Here is a 16150-nt window from a genome sequence, read left to right on the forward strand (position 1 = left end):
GCCCACAGCTAGCCGCGCGCCGCGGCGCCGTCCAGCGGCGCCGTCTCAGCGCAGGATCTGTGTCAGCGCAGGATCTGCGTCAGCAGTTTCGGACGGCCGCGCCGCTGCGCCTGCGGCAGGTGGCGGTTGAGGCGGGCGTTCACCCGGCCCATGACGGCGATGATCGCCAGCGTCAGCAGGATGAAATAGCCGGCTAGGATGGGGTAGGGGACGAAGGGATTGAAGGTCTTGTCCGCGAAGTAGGAGGCGTAATAGAGCGCATCGCCGCGCTGCTGCAGCGCCGGAAAGCCCGAGAAGAAGACCAGCGTCGTGGCGTGGAAGAGGAAGATCGCCTCGTTCGTGTAGGAGGGCCAGGCCAGGCGCAGCAGCACCGGCCATGTCACGCGCCGGAACTTGGTCCAGCCGGTCAGGCCATAGGCATCGGCGGCCTCGGATTCGCCCGGCGGGACGGCGCGCAGGGCGCCGTAGAAGATCTCGGCCGAATAGGCGGCGGTGTTCAGGAACAGGACCAGCGCCGCCCCCGCCCAGGCCGAGGTGAGCGCGCCGAGGCCGGGGTAGGCGCCCTTGAGCGAGAGGAAGAGGAAGTAGGCGAAGAAGACCTGGATGAAGAGCGGGCTGCCGCGGAAGACGAAGATCACCGCCTCCGAGGGCTTGCGCCAGAGCGGGTTGCGCGAGGCCTTGCCCACCGCCAGCGCCGTGGCGAGGCAGAAGCCGCTGAGCAGCGCCACGAGGCCGAAGTAGAGGTTCCAGATCATCCCCGAGCCGATCAGCGTGACCTGCTGGCACAGGGTGAAATCGCTGCGCGGCAGCAGCCTTTCGCCATAGCCGATGGAGCGGAAGGCGTAATCCGCGACGGTGTCCCAGCAGCTCATTGCGGCCCCATGGCGTCTGCTTGCCGGGCGCCGGCGCGCCGCTCGGCCCGGGCGATGCGGGCATCGACATGGCCGATCCGCCCCTCGAGCCGGTCGAGCGCGATACCCGAAAGCTTCGTGCAGAGAAGGTAGAAGACGAGCAGCGCGCCGAAGTAATAGACGCGCCAGTCGCCATGCGGGTAGTCGGTGAACTGCGGCGTCTTGCTGCCCCCCAGATCGCGGGCCCAGTAGACGATGTCCTGGATGCCCAGCAGGAACAGCAGCGGCGTCGCCTTGAGCAGCACCATCCATGTGTTCGACAGGCCGGGCAGGGCATAGACCCACATCTGCGGCACCAGGATGCGGCGGAAGACCTGCCGCGGCGCCATGCCGTAGGCCTCGGCCGTCTCGAGCTGGGCGCGGGGGACGGCGCGCATCGCGCCGTAAAGGACATTGGCGGCGAAGGCGCCGAAGACGATGGCGAAGGTCACCACCGCGAGCCAGAAGCCATAAAGGTCGTGCACCCATTGCGCGGCATTGCCGAGCGGCATCTTGGCCGCAGAGCAGACGACGAAGTCGTTGCCCTGCCGGATCGGCTGGTCCCAGTCGGGGCAGAGCGCCTTGTGCCGCAGCCATTCGATGCCCTGGTCGAGCGCGATGACGAAGAACAGGAAGAAGGCGATGTCGGGCACGCCGCGCACCACGGCGATATAGCCCTTGCCCAGCCAGGACAGCGGCGCGATGCGGCTGCGCGCCGCGACGGCGCCGGCAAAGCCGAAGGCCAGGGCGGCCGGGGCGGTGACCGCCAGCAGCAAAAGGACGGTGCCGAAGGCCTGGTAGAAGGCCAGGTGCTTGCCCGTCGTCAGGTAGCAGGACAGCCAGGCCAGGCCCTCAAGCGTCTCGGGATCGGCGCAGTATGAGAACATTACAGGGTCCGGCACAGGAGGGGTGCCCTGCCGGGCGGGCCGGCAGGGCAGGGATCAGGCGAAAGGGCGCGTCATTCGTAGACGGCGGTATCCTCGCCGAACCACTTGCGCAGCATCTCGTTGAGGCTGCCGTCTTCCTTCATCTCGGTGATGACGGCGTCGAAGGTCTCGCGCAGGTCTCCGTCGCTTTCGCGCAGGCCCATGCCGATGCCGCCGCCCAGCGGCACGCCATCGCCGACGAAGACCAGCTCTCCGCCCGAGGCTTCGACCACCGGCACGAGGTAGTCGTAATCGGCGAAGACGGCATCGGCCTCGCCGTTGCGCATGGCGGCGACGGTTTCCTCGGGCGTGGCGTATTCAAGAAGGGTGGCGCCGGTCTCGGCGACATGGCCGGCCTGGATCGTGGCGGTCTGCGCCGCGACCACGCCGCCATCGATATCGGCATCCTCGCTGAGCGCGACATAGGAGCTAACGGTGGGCGGGTAGTAGTCCTGGGTGAAGTCGATGACCTCGTCCCGCTCGTCGGTGATGCTCATGCCGGCCATGATCGTGTCGTAGTTGCCGGAGACGAGGTTGGGGATGATCGAATCCCAGTCGTTGGTGACCCATTCGCAGGTCAGGCCGGCCCGCTCGCACAGCACGTTGCCGAGCTCGATTTCGAAGCCGTCAACAGTGCCGCTGTCGTTGATGAAATTGTACGGAGGATAGGCGCCCTCCGTGCCCATGCGGATCGTGTCCTGAGCGAAGGAGGCGGCGGGGGCGAGGGCGAGGCCCGCGGCGAGAAGAAGGGTGTTTTTCATTGTCGTCTCCCTGTGTGTGCCGGCGATGAAAGCCGCGAAATGCGCAAATCACAAGGTTTTTGGCCCAAAAATCGCAAGAATCCATGGCAAATGCCCGAAACTTGGGCAGTGTTGAGGGAGGAGCGCGATGGGCAGATATCGCCTCCCGAGCGCCTTAGTCCGCCGCCGGACCGCCATGGAAACGCCTTGTTTCGAAAATGGCCGGTAGAGCGCCGCTGCTCTGCCCCGCTAAGCACGCTCCAAGGCATTCAACGGGAGTTTGAGTAATGAGCGTCAAAGTTATTGCGACGATTGCGGCAGTCCTCGTCGGGGCGGCCGGCGCGGCCTCTGCCGCCACCATCGATTTCGACGTCAACCGCGGCTGGAGCAGCGCGGGGCAGACCTACGGCGACGTCACCGTCACCGGCGGTCATGTCGGCAGGGACGGGACGATCCTGACCAACACTAGCGCGGTCGCCAGCTGGTCCGGCAAAATGGGCGGCATCGGCGTCTGTTCGGGTCTGATCTGCACCACCGGCACGGCCGAGTGGGGCTCGCTTTTCGACCAGCACACGATCGACGGCAAGGGCGCGCCCGAAATGGCCTTCCTGTCGTTCGGATCGCTGGACGTGCAGATCGACTCCGTCACGCTGAGCTACTGGGGCAAAAGCGACGAGTTCGACTTCGCGAGCTACGCCTCGCTTGCGACCGGATCGAAGCCGATCAGCTTCACCAGCGATCACGACGCGGAGGGTGACAGCCCGGTCAAGACCTTCGCCTTCGCCGATGGCATGCTGACCGGCTCTCTCTTCGGCTTCGGTGCCAACTTCCACGACGACGCCTTCAAGCTGAAGAGCGTGACCTACAGCGAGATGCCTGCGACGGCGCCGGTTCCGCTGCCGGCCGCCGGCCTCATGCTGCTGGCCGCCCTCGGCGGTCTGGGCGGGATGCGCCGCCTGCGCCGCGGCTGATCGCCTGAAGGCTTTGATGACGAAGAGGGGCGGTCCGGTCGGGCCGCCCCTTTTTCATGGGGTCAGCCCGCGGCGTCCTTCGGCATCGTCGCGGAGAGGAACTGCCGCAGCCGCTCGGAGCGGGGCTGGCCGAAAAGCTGCTCCGGCGGGCCCTCTTCTTCGATCAGGCCCTTGTGCAGGAAGATGACGTGGTCGGCGCAATCGGCGGCCATCTTCATGTCGTGCGTGACGAGGACCATGGTCCGCCCCTCGTCGGCGAGGGACTTGATGACGCGCACCACCTCCTGCTCGAGCTCGGGGTCGAGGGCGCTGGTCGGTTCGTCGAAGAGCATGGCCTTGGGCTCCATGCACAGGGCGCGGGCGATGGCGGCGCGCTGCTGCTGCCCGCCGGAAAGCTGTGCGGGCCAGGCATCGGCCTTGTCGCCGATGCCGACGCGGTCGAGGTACTTGCGCGCCGCGGCCTCGACCTCGGCCTTGGGCCGGCCGAGGACATGGACCGGCGCCTCCATCACGTTCTGCAGCACCGTCAGATGGGCCCAGAGATTGAACTGCTGGAAGACCATCGACAGGTTGGTGCGGATGCGGGTGACCTGCGCCCGGTCGGCGGGGCGGCGGGCCTGCCCGGTGCCGGTCCAGCGCACCGGCTCTCCCTCGAAGAGGACTTCGCCCTGCTGGCTGTCCTCGAGCAGGTTGCAGCAGCGCAGCAGCGTGGACTTGCCCGAGCCAGAGGAGCCGATCAGCGCCACGACATGGCCGCGCGGGGCGGTGATGTCGACGCCCTTCAGCACCTCGAGCGCGCCGTAGGATTTGTGCAGGTCGCGGATCTCGATGACGTTGCTGGTGCTCACGGGGCCTCTGGAACCTTGGGGTGCAGGGCCACCACTACGGCGCAGGATCTGCACGAATGCAATCCATTTGAGCATCTGCCGCCGCGACCGGCAGCGGCGGGGGGCCGCGCCCGCCCGTGCGCTGGGCGGATCGCGCAAAGGATGGGCGCTGCGGCCTGCGCCTAGCGGCGCCGCGCCTCGACCGCCTGCCGCGCGCGGGCGCTGTCGGGATCGGAGATGCCGAGCAGCGGGGCGACCATGCGCATCAGCGAGTCCTCTTCGTCGTCGCGCTGGCCGTCGGTCAGCACCACATCCCAGAGGGCTTCCATCACGGCGGTCCGCTCCTCGTAGGGGACGCTGTCCTTGATGGCGCGGGTGAAGCGGACGGTATCGGGGGCCTCGTTCTCGAGCGCCTCGCAGTCCTGCCGCAGGGCCGCGGCATCCCCGGGCGTCAGGCCGTAGCGCGACGCGAGGATGCGGTCGATCCGCGCCACCTCGGCGGTATCGTAGGTGCCGTCGGAGCGGGCGATGCGGACGAGCAGCGCGCCGAGCGCCCGGCGGGCGTCGGGATCGGGCAGCGTCTCGGGGTCGGGCGCCGTCAGCCGGCGAAGCAGATCTGCAAACATGAAGCGAAGCTAGGGCGGCAGGGGCCGGGAGGGAAGGGAGGAATCACAGCATCGCGAAGCGGGCGGAGAGGGATTCAAGCTCCCGGTGCAGGCCGTAGGGCGGATTGACGATCAGCAGGCCGGAGCCGGCCATCCGGTGCCCTTCGCGCGCGGGTGGAAAGCGGACCTCGTGGCGCACCGCATCGGTCAGGTCCGGCTCGAGCGCGCGCAGCATCGGGGCATGGGGCGAGGGTTCGGCACGCCCGTCGAGCAGCGGGTACCAGAGCATCAGCACGCCCACCGGCCAGGCCTTGTGCAGCTTGCGCGTGAGGCGGGGGATGGTGCGGTAATCCTCCTTCACCTCCCAGGAGGGGTCGATCAGGCACAGCCCGCGCCGCGGCTCGGGCGGGGCGAGCGAAAGCGCGAGGTCGCCGCCGTCGCGCTTGTGCACCCGCAGCGGCCAGGGGGCGAGGGCTTCTGTCAGTGCGGCATGTTCGGCCGGGTGCAGTTCGGCCAGATCGCCGCGATCGCCCTCGCGCAGGGTCAGCGCTGCGATCATCGGAGAGCCGGGATAGGCCGCGGCGCCGTGCTTCGCGCGCACCGCGGCGATGGCGCGGGCATAGGGATGGGCGGCGGGGAACCAGTCCTCGCTGCGGGCGATGCCGCCCGCGGCCTCGCCGGTCTTGGCGGCCTCCTGGCCCGCAAGGTCGTAAAGGCCGCGACCGGCATGCGTCTCGATATAGCTGATCGGCTTGGCCTTGGAGGTCATCCGCGAGAGGATCCAGGCCAGCACCGCGTGCTTGTGCACATCGGCAAGGTTCCCGGCGTGGTAGGCGTGCTGGTAGGAAAGCATTGAGGATCCCCGGAATTGGCCTTGCCCCGGTTAGACGGGCCGCCGCCCGCGGGCAAGCTGTGGCGCCGCTGCTGCAGCCCGGTCAGGATCGGGCGCAGATCGGCCCGCAGCCTGTCGCCAGCGGATGAAGATGGCGTAAATGGGACAAGCCCCCAATGATCGAGAGAATCCCCATGGTCCTGCGCCAATCCCTGATCGCCGCCACGATCCTCATGCCCATGGCCGCAAGCGCCGGCAGCCTCGTTCAGCCGGTGGGCGAGCCGGTGATCGTCGGCAATGCGCCGGTGGCGCAGGCGCGGGTCGGCAATACCTTCGGCTTCACCCTGCGCGGCGGCGTCGCCACGCGGCCCGGCTACTTCGGCTCGGACGAGTACGAGGTCGGGCCCGACCTCGGCTTCGCGCTGGAGCGGCTGCGCTTCGGCTTCTTCGACATCGGCAACGACGATCCGGGCTACATCGCCACGGGCTTCGGCCTGCGCGGCTCCTTCCGCTACGTGCCCGAGCGCAGCGCCGACGACTACGAGGAACTGGCGGGCCTCGAGGATATCGACGCGACCTACGAGCTGGGCCTCGGCGTGACCTACAGCCAGCCCCTCTTCGAGGTCTTCGCCGACCTGCGCTACGGCATCGGCGGGCACGAGAGCCTCGTGGCCGAGCTGGGCGCCGATGCGATCCTGCGCGTCAGCGACCGCCTGACCCTGCGCGCCGGCCCGCGCGTCCTGCTGGGCTCGGACGACTACGCCAGCACCTATTTCGGCGTGACCGAGGCCGAGGCCGCGGCGAGCGACTACGCCGCCTATGACGCCGAGGGCGGGCTGCTGTCGGCGGGGGTCGAGCTTCAGGCCGCCTACATGCTGACCGAGCGCTGGGGCATCGAGGGCGCCGTGGGCTACGACCGCTTCCTGAACGACGCCGAGGACAGCCCGATCACGGTCGAGGACGAGCAGTTCACCGCCCGTCTCGGCGTCACCCGCCGCTTCGACTTCCGCTTCTAGGGTCTTCCCGAGCGAGGTCTTAGGGCCGCCCCGCCGATCCCGGCGCGGGCGGCCCGTTTCGTTGCGGCTGCAGTCAGTCGCCGATGGTGGTGATGCTGTCGATGCGGCCGCCGAGGTCGCTGCCGCCGGTCCCCGTCTCCACATCCGTCGCGCTGCCGATGCCGCTGCCGGTATCGTCGAGCGGATCGACGGTGCCCGGATCGGTGATGCTGTCGTTGTCGTTCAGGTCCTCGACGCCGCCGTCGATGTCGACGTCGCCCGAGGAGACGCTGCCGGCCAGCCCGCTGTCGATCTCTCCGGTCGTGGCGCGCAGGTCGTCCTGAAGGCCGTCCATCGTCGCGTCGATATCAGTATCGGCGGGGTCTATGTCAGTGGACAGGTCGACCTCCGTCTCCGCCCCGCCGCTCAGGTCGCTGTCGAGGCCGGTGGTGAGGCCTGCATCATCCGCCTCGCCCGTGGTGCCGCCAGTGGCCGAACCGGCGCCGCGCAGATCGGCGAGGAGCATCGAAAGCTCTGCCTCGCTCAGCACCCCGTCGCCATCCTCGTCGAAGCGGTCGAAGCTGCCGGCCTGCCATTCGGAGGCGCTGAGCGTGCCGTCCCCATCCGCGTCCCATTGCTGCAGCAGGTCCGTGGACGTCCCGGTGCCCTGCGCGAGGGCAGGGGCGGCGATCAGGGCGAGGATGGCGGTGAGGGGGGCTTTCATGGCGCGTCTCCGGCTGCTGGTGGCGCCGCCGCGCGGCGCCCTTTCAGCCAAGCAAACGCATGAGGCGGGACTGCGGTCCCGCCGCGGCCCCCCGGATCAGACGAGGCGGCTGTTGGCCACCGCCGCGCGCACGAAGTCGGCGAAGAGCGGGTGCGGGTCGAAGGGTTTCGACTTCAGCTCGGGGTGGAACTGCACGCCGATGAACCAGGGGTGATCGGCCCATTCCACGATCTCGGGCAGGCGCCCGTCGGGCGACATGCCGGAGAAGCGCAGGCCCTGCGCCTCGAGCGCCTCGCGGTACTTGGTATCGACCTCGTAGCGGTGGCGGTGGCGTTCCTCGATGGCGCCGGTGCCATAGACTTCGGCCACGCGGCTGCCCTCGGACAAATCGGCGGTATAGGCGCCAAGGCGCATGGTGCCGCCCTTGTCGTCGCCGGGGCGCCGCTCGACCACGCGGTTGCCCTGCACCCATTCCTTGAGGTGGTAGACCACCGGCTCGAACCGGCGCTTGCCCGAGGATTCGTGGTCGAACTCTTCCGACCCGGCAGAGGCGAGGCCGGCGACGTTGCGGGCCGCCTCGATCACCGCCATCTGCATGCCGAGGCAGATGCCGAGGTAGGGGATCTTGTGCTCGCGCGCGAATTGCGCGGCCTTGATCTTGCCCTCGGTCCCGCGCTCTCCAAAGCCGCCGGGCACGAGGATGGCATGGAAGCCCGACAGATGCGGGGCGGCATCCTCTCGGTCGAAGAGCTCTGCATCGACCCATTCGGTGCGCACCTTCACCCGGTTCGCCATGCCGCCATGGGTCAGCGCCTCGGCGATCGACTTATAGGCATCCTCGAGCTGGGTGTACTTGCCGACGATGGCGACGCGGACCTCGCCCTCGGCGTTCTCCAGCCGGTCCATGACGTCTTCCCACTTGTCCATCACCGGCTTGGGCGCCGGGGCGATCCCGAAGGCATCCAGCACCGCCTGGTCGAGGCCGACGCGGTGGTAGGCCAGAGGCGCCTCGTAGATGGACTTCAGGTCGTAGGCGGGAATTACCGCCTCTTTCCGGACGTTGCAGAAGAGGGCGATCTTCTCGCGCTCGCGCTCGGGGATCTCCTGCTCGGAGCGGCAGACGAGGACGTCGGGCGCAAGGCCGATGGAGCGCAGCTCCTTGACCGAGTGCTGGGTCGGCTTGGTTTTCAGCTCGCCGCTGGCGGCGAGGAAGGGCAGCAGCGTCAGGTGCATGAAGACGCATTGGCCGCGCTGCTTTTCCTGCGCGAACTGGCGGATCGCCTCGAAGAAGGGCAGGCCCTCGATATCGCCGACGGTGCCGCCGATCTCGCAGAGCATGAAGTCGACCTCGTCCTCGCCGATGGAGATGAAGTCCTTGATCTCGTTGGTGACGTGCGGGATCACCTGGATCGTCTTGCCAAGGTAGTCGCCGCGCCGCTCCTTCTCGAGGACGCTCGAATAGATGCGCCCGGAGCTGACGGAATCGGTGCGCCGCGCGGCGACGCCGGTGAAGCGTTCGTAATGGCCGAGGTCGAGGTCGGTCTCGGCGCCGTCGTCGGTCACGAAGACCTCGCCATGCTCGAAGGGCGACATCGTGCCGGGATCGACGTTCAGGTAGGGATCGAGTTTTCGCAGCCGCACGGTATAGCCGCGCGCCTGCAAGAGCGCGCCGAGCGCGGCGGAGGCGAGGCCCTTGCCCAGAGAGCTGACCACACCGCCGGTAATGAAGATGAAACGCGCCATCCCGTGTCCTGTTCTTTTGCAAGCCAGCCGCCGCGCCCGGACGAGAGGTCCGGGTTTCGCAGCATCACGGGAGTCAATGGTATCCCGATCCGGGGCCTCGGGGCAACCGGCGACGCTAGATTTCGTGGGGACATGCCCCGGGTTTCGCAAGTCTGGGGTCGGCCCGCGGGCCGACCGTCATGGCGCCGCTTGCCGCGGCGCCTGCCGGATCACTCGGCCTCGGGGATCACCGGGCCGTCGCCGGCCATGGGGGGCAGCAGGTCGCCGCCCAGCGGCGTGGCGGGCGCGGGCTCGTTCTCGGCCGGGATGGTGGCGGGATCGGTGTCGTCCCGGATGCGGTCGACGACGGAGGAGCCGCCGGCATTCTCGGCCGCGATAATCGTCATCGCGATGGAGGTCGCGATGAAGGCCACCGCGAGGCCCCAGGTCACCTTGGCCATGGCCGTCGCGGCACCGCGCCCGGTCATCGTGCCGCCCCCGGAAAAGCCCAGCCCGCCCCCTTCGGAGCGCTGCAGCAGCACCGCGCCGATCAGCGACAGCGCGAGGACGAGGTGGACGATGAGGACGACGTTTTCCATGCGATGCTCCGGCCCGGCAGGACGGGGCGTATCTAGAGGCGCGCGGCGCCTGCCGCAACCCGATTTGCGGTTTCGCCCCCGCCCGTGCATCGCTATAGCGGGCGACGGTCTAAGAGGGAGTGACCGGGAATGGCGAATGTGGCGGTGATCGGCACCCAGTGGGGTGACGAAGGCAAGGGCAAGATCGTCGACTGGCTGAGCGAACGGGCCGATGTCATCGCCCGGTTCCAGGGCGGGCACAACGCCGGCCATACGCTGGTCATCGACGGCACGGTCTACAAGCTGTCACTGCTGCCCTCGGGCATCCTGCGCCCCGGCAAGCTGAGCGTGATCGGCAACGGCGTCGTGCTGGACCCCTGGGCGCTGGTGGATGAGATCGCGCGGATCGAGGCGCAGGGCGCCAGCATCAGCCCCGAGAACCTGATGATCGCCGAGAACGCGCCGCTGATTCTGCCCGTCCACGGAGAGCTGGACCGGGCGCGCGAGGCCTCGAACTCTGTCGCCAAGATCGGCACCACGGGCCGTGGCATCGGCCCGGCCTACGAGGACAAGGTCGGGCGCCGGGCGATCCGGGTCGCCGATCTTGCCGACGAGGCGACGCTGGACGCGCGCATCGGGCGGCTGCTGACGCATCACAACGCGCTGCGCCGCGGGCTGGGGCTCGAGGAGATCGACGGCGCCGCGCTCAAGGCGCAGCTGCTGGAGATCGCGCCGAAAATCCTGCCCTATGCCGCCCCTGTCTGGAAGGTGCTGGACGAGAAGCGCCGCGCCGGCAGCCGCATCCTGTTCGAGGGCGCGCAGGGTAGCCTGCTCGACGTGGATTTCGGCACCTATCCCTTCGTCACCTCCTCGACCACGCTCTCGGGCATGGCAGCGACCGGCACCGGGATGGGGCCGGGGGCGGTCGGCTTCGTCCTTGGCATCGTCAAGGCCTATACCACCCGCGTGGGCGAGGGGCCGTTTCCCTGCGAGCTCGACGACGAGATCGGCCGGCACCTCGCGGACGTCGGCCGCGAGAAGGGCACCGTGACAGGCCGCAACCGCCGCTGCGGCTGGTTCGACGCCGTGCTGGTGCGCCAGACCTGCGCGCTGTCGGGCGTCAAGGGCATCGCGCTGACGAAGATGGACGTCCTCGACGGGCTGGACGAGCTGAAGATCTGCACCGGCTACCGGCTGGACGGCGAGGTGCTGGACTACCTGCCCACCGCCGCCGAGGCGCAGGCCCGGGTCGAGCCGATCTACGAGGTGATCGCGGGCTGGAAGGAAAGCACCCAGGGCGCGCGCAGCTGGGCCGACCTGCCGGCGCAGGCGATCAAATACGTCCGCCGCATCGAGGAGCTGATCCGCTGCCCCGTGGCCCTGGTCTCGACCTCGCCCGAGCGGGAGGACACGATCCTCGTCACCGACCCCTTCGCCGACTGATGGCGCTGAGCCACAAGGCCCGCAAGCGCTGGTCGCTGGTCATCCTGCTGATCGGCCTGCCGGCCTATATCGTCGTCGCCGTGACGGTGGTGAACCTCTTCGAGCGCCCGCCTATTCTGGTGGAGCTGGGGATCTACGTCGGCCTAGGGGTGGTCTGGGCGTTTCCGTTGAAGGCGGTGTTCAAGGGCGTGGGGAGGGCTGGGCCGGAGGAGTAGGAGGGCTACAAAGCAGCGGCTCGGACAAAGATTTTTTTGTAGCATATCCTTCTGGTCCGAACCGACCATTCTGACTGTACGCCATAGTTCTCGGGTCCAGCCCCGTTGTCTAAAACATCTGTGCTACAAGCTATTGATACGGATGTAGATCGAATATGCAGTTTGGACTGGAATTCACATACATTCGTTCTAGCTATTTAGATGATCCTTCACCTCCTTCAGTATTTCAAAGATACCAGGCGGGATGTCAGCCGCTGTCATTTCATCAATAACTCGCGACGCAGTTACCGTTACCTTCAATGCCTCCTGTATCCTTTTAGCGATTGAGGCGAAAACCAATTTTCCTGGAACGACTCGATATCTAAATTCTAAATCGTCCCAGTTACCTGTAAAGAATTTCTCCTCGTCGGCGGAGATAGTCCCGATATCTTTTTTTGACTTTTTCTCGACGTTATAGCTAATCCTCGCACCGATCCTCGCTGATAAGGTCTTCGATTTTACTTCGTCTAAGCTTGTGTTGATTGCCTCTGACACAACTGCCTTCCAATCAGCTGGAAGTTGATCACGGCCATACTTCTCAACAACCCTAGCAATCGCATCTGGAACTAAAAGCAGGTTTTCAATCTCTTTTCGTGGCAGCACTCGGCAAAGCGTGTCCTCATTGTTCACATTTTCTATGAAGTCGCTAATCTCCTCGTCGCAACGATAATCGCGATCAAAAATAGCGCACACCGGTATCTTGAATTCAAAGAAGTTTTCGAAAACCCAGGAGGAAGTTGTGACCCTCGTCCAATTTTCGAATCCATCCGTCTTCATAAGTGTTACGGAAGAGTTAGAAATGAAATCCATGCCAGCAAGATTTTTGGCAATTTTTGACAATATCTTTGCATCTTTACCTTCGAAATACAGAACTTTCTTTGTTTTTGCTAGCCGGGCGAACTGCGCGTTTTCTGAGCTACCGATCGCTGAGTAAACATCCGAATATCCAGATTCACCTTGAATTCTTTTGGCGCTTCTAGAGCCGGGCCGAATGATTAATATTTCGCCAGCTTCGGCGTCATTTATAATCTCTGTGGAATGTGTGGCAATGAAATATTGACCCACCCGTTGGCCGACTAGCCGGAGTAAGCGATGCTGTAAGTCAGGGTGCAAGTAAATGTCAGGCTCATCCAGAACAAGAGTGGAGACATGATTGGCAGTCGCAAGATGCATCATGGTTTGCATCCAAACTTGGAAACCGAATCCTGCCCATTGCACCTCTCTGACATGGGCTCCTTCTCGAAAGTACATCCGCACAACTGGGCGCTTGCTTCCTCGCTCGACTTCAGGTCGCTGGAGTCTTATGCCTGGCCACCCCAATTCGACTAAATCAGCAAACAGTGAAAACTCTTCTTCAGTTTTTTGGAGCCAGAAATTTCGAAAGTTGCGACTAGCAAGTCGGCTATACCGATTTTTCTCAACTGTTTCTTGCTGCACCAGTTCTTCGTTTTGCTCTAGTGGGCTAAGCGTCGGGACAATCGTCAGATTAAGTGGAAATTGATCTTGCAGAAATTGAGTGCTCTTTCGAGGTTGAAGTCCTGTTTTTAAATAGCACTCCAAAGGTCCGTCGCCCGACATCAAAATAGTAAAAGAGTTTCCATTGTCTAATTTTATAGAAACTCTCGCCCTAGAATCGCCAAAATTATGTATGCAGTATCTCAAGTCAGTTTGTACAGCCGAAGCTGGAACCTGCCAAGTCGAGCATACGCCGTCTTCACCCTGAGACTTTAAAATTGCGTTTCTACGAGCAACGTATCTCAGCGTATCGAAGGAAATCCTGAACGCATCCAGAGCTGTAGATTTTCCTGCGTTATTGGGTCCAACAAGGATATTCTTATCCCTCGCAGAGATTGAGAATCTAGGGAAGGTTTTGTAGTCGTGAAAATCAATCGACTTTATTTTACTCATTAAGACTCCCTATTGGACGGCAGTGCTTGTATATGGGTCTTTCGAGAGGAAATATATCTTCTCTATAGATCGACAAGCTAGTAGATTCAGTTGGTGCGGAAAGCCTATGCACTCTAAATGAGATTAAGAAGACAATTTTCCATACAGCTCGCTCGTGCTCAACGACACCAATGACCGGTTCCCGCCCTATGTTGTCGTCTGCCAAGGGTGGCAAGTCCCCCCCCCCCTCCTCAATACCCCCCCTCCTTCGACACCACCCCGTGCAGCGCCTCGCGCTCTCCGTCGCGCCAGGCCTCCAGGTTCTGCCGCAGGATCGCGCGCATCCGGGCGGTGGTGCTGGGGGCCTTCCAGGAGGTGTGGGCGGTGAGGTGGACGCGGGGGTGGGTGTAGAGCCAGTGGCCCTCCTCGGGCGGCTCGGGGGTGGCGACGTCGAGGGAGGCGCGGGCGAGGCTGCCCTCGTCGAGCGCGGCCTTGAGCGCGTCCTGGTCGACATGGGCGCCGCGGGCGATGTTCACGAGGTGGGCGCCCTCCTTCATCCGGGCGAAGGCCTGCGCATCGAGGATGCCGCGCGTCGCCTCGGTCAGCGGCAGGCAGAGGACGAGGGCGTCGGCGCGGGCGAGGACCTCTTCCTTCGGGGCGGCCTCGACCCCCTCCATGCCCGAGGGGCCCTCGTGACGGCGGGCGGCGAGGACCTCCATGTCGAAGGCGAGGGCGCGGCGGGCGATCGCCTTGCCGATCTCGCCGAAGCCCAGAAGGCCAAGGGTCTTTCCGGCGAGATTGCCGAAGCGGTGCTTTTCCCACTGCGCCTTGTCCGTAACGCGCATGGCGGGGAGATCCTGCACGTGGTCCAGCAGGCAGCCCATGACGTATTCCGAGATCGCGGTGGCCTGGGCGCCGCGGCTGACCGTCAGGATCGGCACCTCGAGCAGCCAGTCCGGCACGTAGTCGATGCCGGTGGAGCTGAGGTGCGCCCACTCTACCGCGCCGGGCCAGCCTTCTGGGCGGGGGGTGTCGTGGTTCAGACCGCCGGCGTTCTCGGGATCGAGGAGGAGGGCATCGGTGCCCTCGGGCAGCCGGTAGGGTGCGGCGGGGTCGTTGGCGGCGAACTCCACCCCCTCGACCGGGCCGAGTTTCTTTAGGCTGGCGTCGGTGTACTGGTGGGCGATCTTCATGGCAGTCTCCGCAGGCGGTCGGTGAGAAGGGTGAAGAAGCCATCCGCATCGACATCGCCGATGAAGAGGGCGTTGGGGGCGCACTCCGTCACGCCCCACCAATCGGCGACGGTCATGCCGAGGGTGAGGTCGGACTGGGTCTCGATCTCGACGTTGATCTCGCGGCCGGTAAAGAGGTCGGGGCGCAGCAGGAAGGCGATGACGCAAGGGTCGTGCAGCGGCGCGCCTTGGGTTCCGTATTTCGCCGTGTCGAAGCGTTCGAAGAAGCCGAGCCAGCCGGTGACGGCCTCGGCGGCACTGGTGCCGAGGGCGGTGATGGCCGCGATCCGGGGCGGCGTGGCGAGCACCTTGTGCGTGACGTCGAGCGGCAGGACGGTGATCGGGCGGCCGCAGGCGAAGACGGCGCGCGCGGCCTCGGGGTCGACGAAGATGTTGAACTCGGCCGCCGGGGTGATGTTGCCGACCTCGAAATAGGCGCCGCCCATCAGGACGATGCCGGCCACACGCTCGACCACGTCGGGGGCGCGGGCGAAGGCACTGGCGAGGTTGGTGAGCGGGCCGAGGGCGCAGAGCGTGACGGAGCCGGCGGGTTCGCGGCGCAGCGTGTCGATGATGAAATCGACGGCGTGCTCCTCCTGCAGCGGCATCGAAGGGTCGGGCAGGTCGGCGCCGTCGAGGCCGGTCGCGCCATGGACATGCTCTGCCGTCTTCAGCGGGCGCAGCAGGGGCGCCTCGCAGCCGGCGAAGACGGGGGTCTCGGGGCGCTGCGCCAGCTCGCAGGTCACGCGGGCGTTCCGCTGCGCGAGGGGCAGGGGCACGTTGCCGGCGACGGCGGTGATGCCGAGCACCTCGATCTCCTCGGGCGAGGCGAGGGCGAGCAGGATCGCGATGGCGTCGTCCTGCCCGGGATCGGTGTCGATGATGATCTTGCGCGGCGTCATGGTTCCCCTCCCTCTGCGCGGCGCAGTCAATCAGGCGCCGGGGGCGCTGGCCAGAGGGGAGGCGGGGTAGAAGGCAAGCTCGTCGTGGATCGGCCCGGCCTTGGTGAGGGTGGAGCGGTAGAGCGCGAGGCCCTCGACCGTCACGGGCGGGCTGGGAAAACCGTCCCAGGTGGCGAGGGTGCGGGCGAGGCGCGCCTCGTCCTGCGGGTCCATCGGGCCGAGCCGGGCGAGGGTGACATGCGGGCGGAAGCGGCGGCGTTCGAGCACGATGTCTGCGCCGTAAAGGGCGGCACGGATCTTCTCGTGCAGGGCCGCGACGGGGGCGGGGTCGGCGAGGCCAGCCCAGAGCGTCTCGGGGCGCTTGCCGGGGGCATGAAGCCCGCGCAGCTGCATCTGAAAGGGGGCGAAGCGCAGCCCCTCGAGCGCCTCGTGCGCGGCCTCTACCGCGTGATCGGGCTGCTCGCCCAGAAAGGCGAGGGTCAGGTGCAGCTGCTCGGGGTCGGTGGGGGTGCCGAAGGGCAGCGCCTCCTGCACGGTTTCAAGGGCGATGCGGGTGGCGCGGGGCAGCGGGATGGCGATGAAGCAGCGCATGGCCCGGAGGGTGGCGTCGCCCGCGCCGGGC

General features: G+C 66.0%; 17 protein-coding genes. 4 read left to right on the forward strand and 13 right to left on the reverse strand.

The window, feature by feature from the left end; genetic code table 11:
* Positions 1 to 62 precede the first annotated feature (62 nt).
* The 3 genes from DFP88_RS01795 to DFP88_RS01805 all read right to left on the reverse strand — a co-directional run bounded on the left by DFP88_RS01795 (position 63) and on the right by DFP88_RS01805 (position 2577).
* Positions 63 to 872, reverse strand: a complete 810-nt coding sequence (locus DFP88_RS01795; protein ID WP_110812726.1) for an ABC transporter permease — start codon at positions 870 to 872, stop codon at positions 63 to 65.
* Positions 869 to 1777, reverse strand: a complete 909-nt coding sequence (locus DFP88_RS01800; RefSeq protein ID WP_110812727.1) for an ABC transporter permease — start codon at positions 1775 to 1777, stop codon at positions 869 to 871. The genes DFP88_RS01795 and DFP88_RS01800 overlap by 4 nt, the downstream gene beginning before the upstream one ends.
* A 71-nt stretch (positions 1778 to 1848) precedes the next feature.
* On the reverse strand, positions 1849 to 2577 hold the full coding sequence (locus DFP88_RS01805) for a transporter substrate-binding domain-containing protein (protein ID WP_110812728.1): 729 nt from the start codon (positions 2575 to 2577) through the stop codon (positions 1849 to 1851).
* A 266-nt stretch (positions 2578 to 2843) separates the two neighbouring features.
* Between DFP88_RS01805 and DFP88_RS01810 the strand changes: the two genes are divergently transcribed.
* Entirely contained in the window at positions 2844 to 3527 is a 684-nt protein-coding gene (locus DFP88_RS01810) for a VPLPA-CTERM sorting domain-containing protein (protein ID WP_245904633.1), read from the forward strand.
* A 62-nt stretch (positions 3528 to 3589) separates the two neighbouring features.
* Here DFP88_RS01810 and DFP88_RS01815 read toward each other — a convergent pair whose 3' ends face one another.
* The 3 genes from DFP88_RS01815 to rlmJ all read right to left on the reverse strand — a co-directional run bounded on the left by DFP88_RS01815 (position 3590) and on the right by rlmJ (position 5812).
* Complete coding sequence (locus DFP88_RS01815; RefSeq protein WP_281268140.1) at positions 3590 to 4375, reverse strand: ABC transporter ATP-binding protein; 786 nt, start codon at positions 4373 to 4375, stop codon at positions 3590 to 3592.
* 161 nt (positions 4376 to 4536) lie between these two features.
* On the reverse strand, positions 4537 to 4980 hold the full coding sequence (locus DFP88_RS01820) for a tellurite resistance TerB family protein (RefSeq protein WP_110812730.1): 444 nt from the start codon (positions 4978 to 4980) through the stop codon (positions 4537 to 4539).
* Positions 4981 to 5023: 43 nt separating this feature from the next.
* Positions 5024 to 5812 carry a 23S rRNA (adenine(2030)-N(6))-methyltransferase RlmJ gene (gene rlmJ, locus DFP88_RS01825; RefSeq protein ID WP_110812731.1) on the reverse strand — a complete coding sequence of 263 codons (789 nt, stop codon included), beginning with the start codon at positions 5810 to 5812 and terminating at the stop codon, positions 5024 to 5026.
* Between the two features lie 155 nt (positions 5813 to 5967).
* Between rlmJ and DFP88_RS01830 the strand changes: the two genes are divergently transcribed.
* A complete protein-coding gene (locus tag DFP88_RS01830) occupies positions 5968 to 6807 on the forward strand; it encodes a MipA/OmpV family protein (protein ID WP_245904635.1) in 840 nt (279 codons plus the stop codon).
* A gap of 73 nt (positions 6808 to 6880) precedes the next feature.
* Here DFP88_RS01830 and DFP88_RS01835 read toward each other — a convergent pair whose 3' ends face one another.
* The 3 genes from DFP88_RS01835 to secG all read right to left on the reverse strand — a co-directional run bounded on the left by DFP88_RS01835 (position 6881) and on the right by secG (position 9831).
* Positions 6881 to 7510 carry an EF-hand domain-containing protein gene (locus tag DFP88_RS01835; RefSeq protein WP_110812732.1) on the reverse strand — a complete coding sequence of 210 codons (630 nt, stop codon included), beginning with the start codon at positions 7508 to 7510 and terminating at the stop codon, positions 6881 to 6883.
* Between the two features lie 96 nt (positions 7511 to 7606).
* On the reverse strand, positions 7607 to 9253 hold the full coding sequence (locus DFP88_RS01840; protein ID WP_110812733.1) for a CTP synthase: 1647 nt from the start codon (positions 9251 to 9253) through the stop codon (positions 7607 to 7609).
* Between the two features lie 209 nt (positions 9254 to 9462).
* Positions 9463 to 9831, reverse strand: coding sequence for a preprotein translocase subunit SecG (gene secG, locus DFP88_RS01845; RefSeq protein ID WP_110812734.1), 369 nt, complete (start codon positions 9829 to 9831; stop codon positions 9463 to 9465).
* Positions 9832 to 9960: 129 nt separating this feature from the next.
* On the opposite strand from secG, the gene DFP88_RS01850 reads away from it, so the two are divergent.
* Positions 9961 to 11253, forward strand: coding sequence for an adenylosuccinate synthase (locus DFP88_RS01850; protein WP_110812735.1), 1293 nt, complete (start codon positions 9961 to 9963; stop codon positions 11251 to 11253).
* The gene (locus DFP88_RS01855; protein ID WP_110812736.1) at positions 11253 to 11468 is read left to right on the forward strand and encodes a DUF2842 domain-containing protein; all 216 of its coding nucleotides are present in this window, start codon (positions 11253 to 11255) and stop codon (positions 11466 to 11468) included. Before DFP88_RS01850 ends, DFP88_RS01855 begins: the two co-directional genes overlap by 1 nt.
* Before the next feature lie 189 nt (positions 11469 to 11657).
* Here the strand turns inward: DFP88_RS01855 and DFP88_RS01860 are convergent, their stop codons facing one another.
* The 4 genes from DFP88_RS01860 to thpR all read right to left on the reverse strand — a co-directional run bounded on the left by DFP88_RS01860 (position 11658) and on the right by thpR (position 16119).
* Complete coding sequence (locus tag DFP88_RS01860) at positions 11658 to 13415, reverse strand: ATP-dependent nuclease (protein ID WP_110813283.1); 1758 nt, start codon at positions 13413 to 13415, stop codon at positions 11658 to 11660.
* Positions 13416 to 13645: 230 nt separating this feature from the next.
* Entirely contained in the window at positions 13646 to 14587 is a 942-nt protein-coding gene (locus DFP88_RS01865; RefSeq protein ID WP_110812737.1) for an NAD(P)-dependent oxidoreductase, read from the reverse strand.
* Complete coding sequence (locus DFP88_RS01870; protein ID WP_110812738.1) at positions 14584 to 15528, reverse strand: nucleoside hydrolase; 945 nt, start codon at positions 15526 to 15528, stop codon at positions 14584 to 14586. Before DFP88_RS01870 ends, DFP88_RS01865 begins: the two co-directional genes overlap by 4 nt.
* Before the next feature lie 30 nt (positions 15529 to 15558).
* Positions 15559 to 16119: an RNA 2',3'-cyclic phosphodiesterase gene (gene thpR / locus DFP88_RS01875; protein WP_110812739.1), complete on the reverse strand. Its 561-nt coding sequence runs from the start codon at positions 16117 to 16119 to the stop codon at positions 15559 to 15561.
* Positions 16120 to 16150 lie beyond the last annotated feature (31 nt).

The sequence above is a fragment of the Pseudoroseicyclus aestuarii genome, assembly GCF_003217255.1.
Lineage (GTDB): Bacteria > Pseudomonadota > Alphaproteobacteria > Rhodobacterales > Rhodobacteraceae > Pseudoroseicyclus > Pseudoroseicyclus aestuarii.

Bases quoted from the DNA above. Each gene is read 5' to 3' on its own strand.
- DFP88_RS01795 (WP_110812726.1), bottom strand. From the start codon at position 872: ATGAGCTGCTGGGACACCGTCGCGGATTACGCCTTCCGCTCCATCGGC.
- DFP88_RS01800 (WP_110812727.1), bottom strand. From the start codon at position 1,777: ATGTTCTCATACTGCGCCGATCCCGAGACGCTTGAGGGCCTGGCCTGG.
- DFP88_RS01805 (WP_110812728.1), bottom strand. From the start codon at position 2,577: ATGAAAAACACCCTTCTTCTCGCCGCGGGCCTCGCCCTCGCCCCCGCC.
- DFP88_RS01810 (WP_245904633.1), top strand. From the start codon at position 2,844: ATGAGCGTCAAAGTTATTGCGACGATTGCGGCAGTCCTCGTCGGGGCG.
- DFP88_RS01820 (WP_110812730.1), bottom strand. From the start codon at position 4,980: ATGTTTGCAGATCTGCTTCGCCGGCTGACGGCGCCCGACCCCGAGACG.
- rlmJ (WP_110812731.1), bottom strand. From the start codon at position 5,812: ATGCTTTCCTACCAGCACGCCTACCACGCCGGGAACCTTGCCGATGTG.
- DFP88_RS01830 (WP_245904635.1), top strand. From the start codon at position 5,968: ATGATCGAGAGAATCCCCATGGTCCTGCGCCAATCCCTGATCGCCGCC.
- DFP88_RS01835 (WP_110812732.1), bottom strand. From the start codon at position 7,510: ATGAAAGCCCCCCTCACCGCCATCCTCGCCCTGATCGCCGCCCCTGCC.
- DFP88_RS01840 (WP_110812733.1), bottom strand. From the start codon at position 9,253: ATGGCGCGTTTCATCTTCATTACCGGCGGTGTGGTCAGCTCTCTGGGC.
- secG (WP_110812734.1), bottom strand. From the start codon at position 9,831: ATGGAAAACGTCGTCCTCATCGTCCACCTCGTCCTCGCGCTGTCGCTG.
- DFP88_RS01850 (WP_110812735.1), top strand. From the start codon at position 9,961: ATGGCGAATGTGGCGGTGATCGGCACCCAGTGGGGTGACGAAGGCAAG.
- DFP88_RS01855 (WP_110812736.1), top strand. From the start codon at position 11,253: ATGGCGCTGAGCCACAAGGCCCGCAAGCGCTGGTCGCTGGTCATCCTG.
- DFP88_RS01860 (WP_110813283.1), bottom strand. From the start codon at position 13,415: ATGAGTAAAATAAAGTCGATTGATTTTCACGACTACAAAACCTTCCCT.
- DFP88_RS01865 (WP_110812737.1), bottom strand. From the start codon at position 14,587: ATGAAGATCGCCCACCAGTACACCGACGCCAGCCTAAAGAAACTCGGC.
- DFP88_RS01870 (WP_110812738.1), bottom strand. From the start codon at position 15,528: ATGACGCCGCGCAAGATCATCATCGACACCGATCCCGGGCAGGACGAC.
- thpR (WP_110812739.1), bottom strand. From the start codon at position 16,119: ATGCGCTGCTTCATCGCCATCCCGCTGCCCCGCGCCACCCGCATCGCC.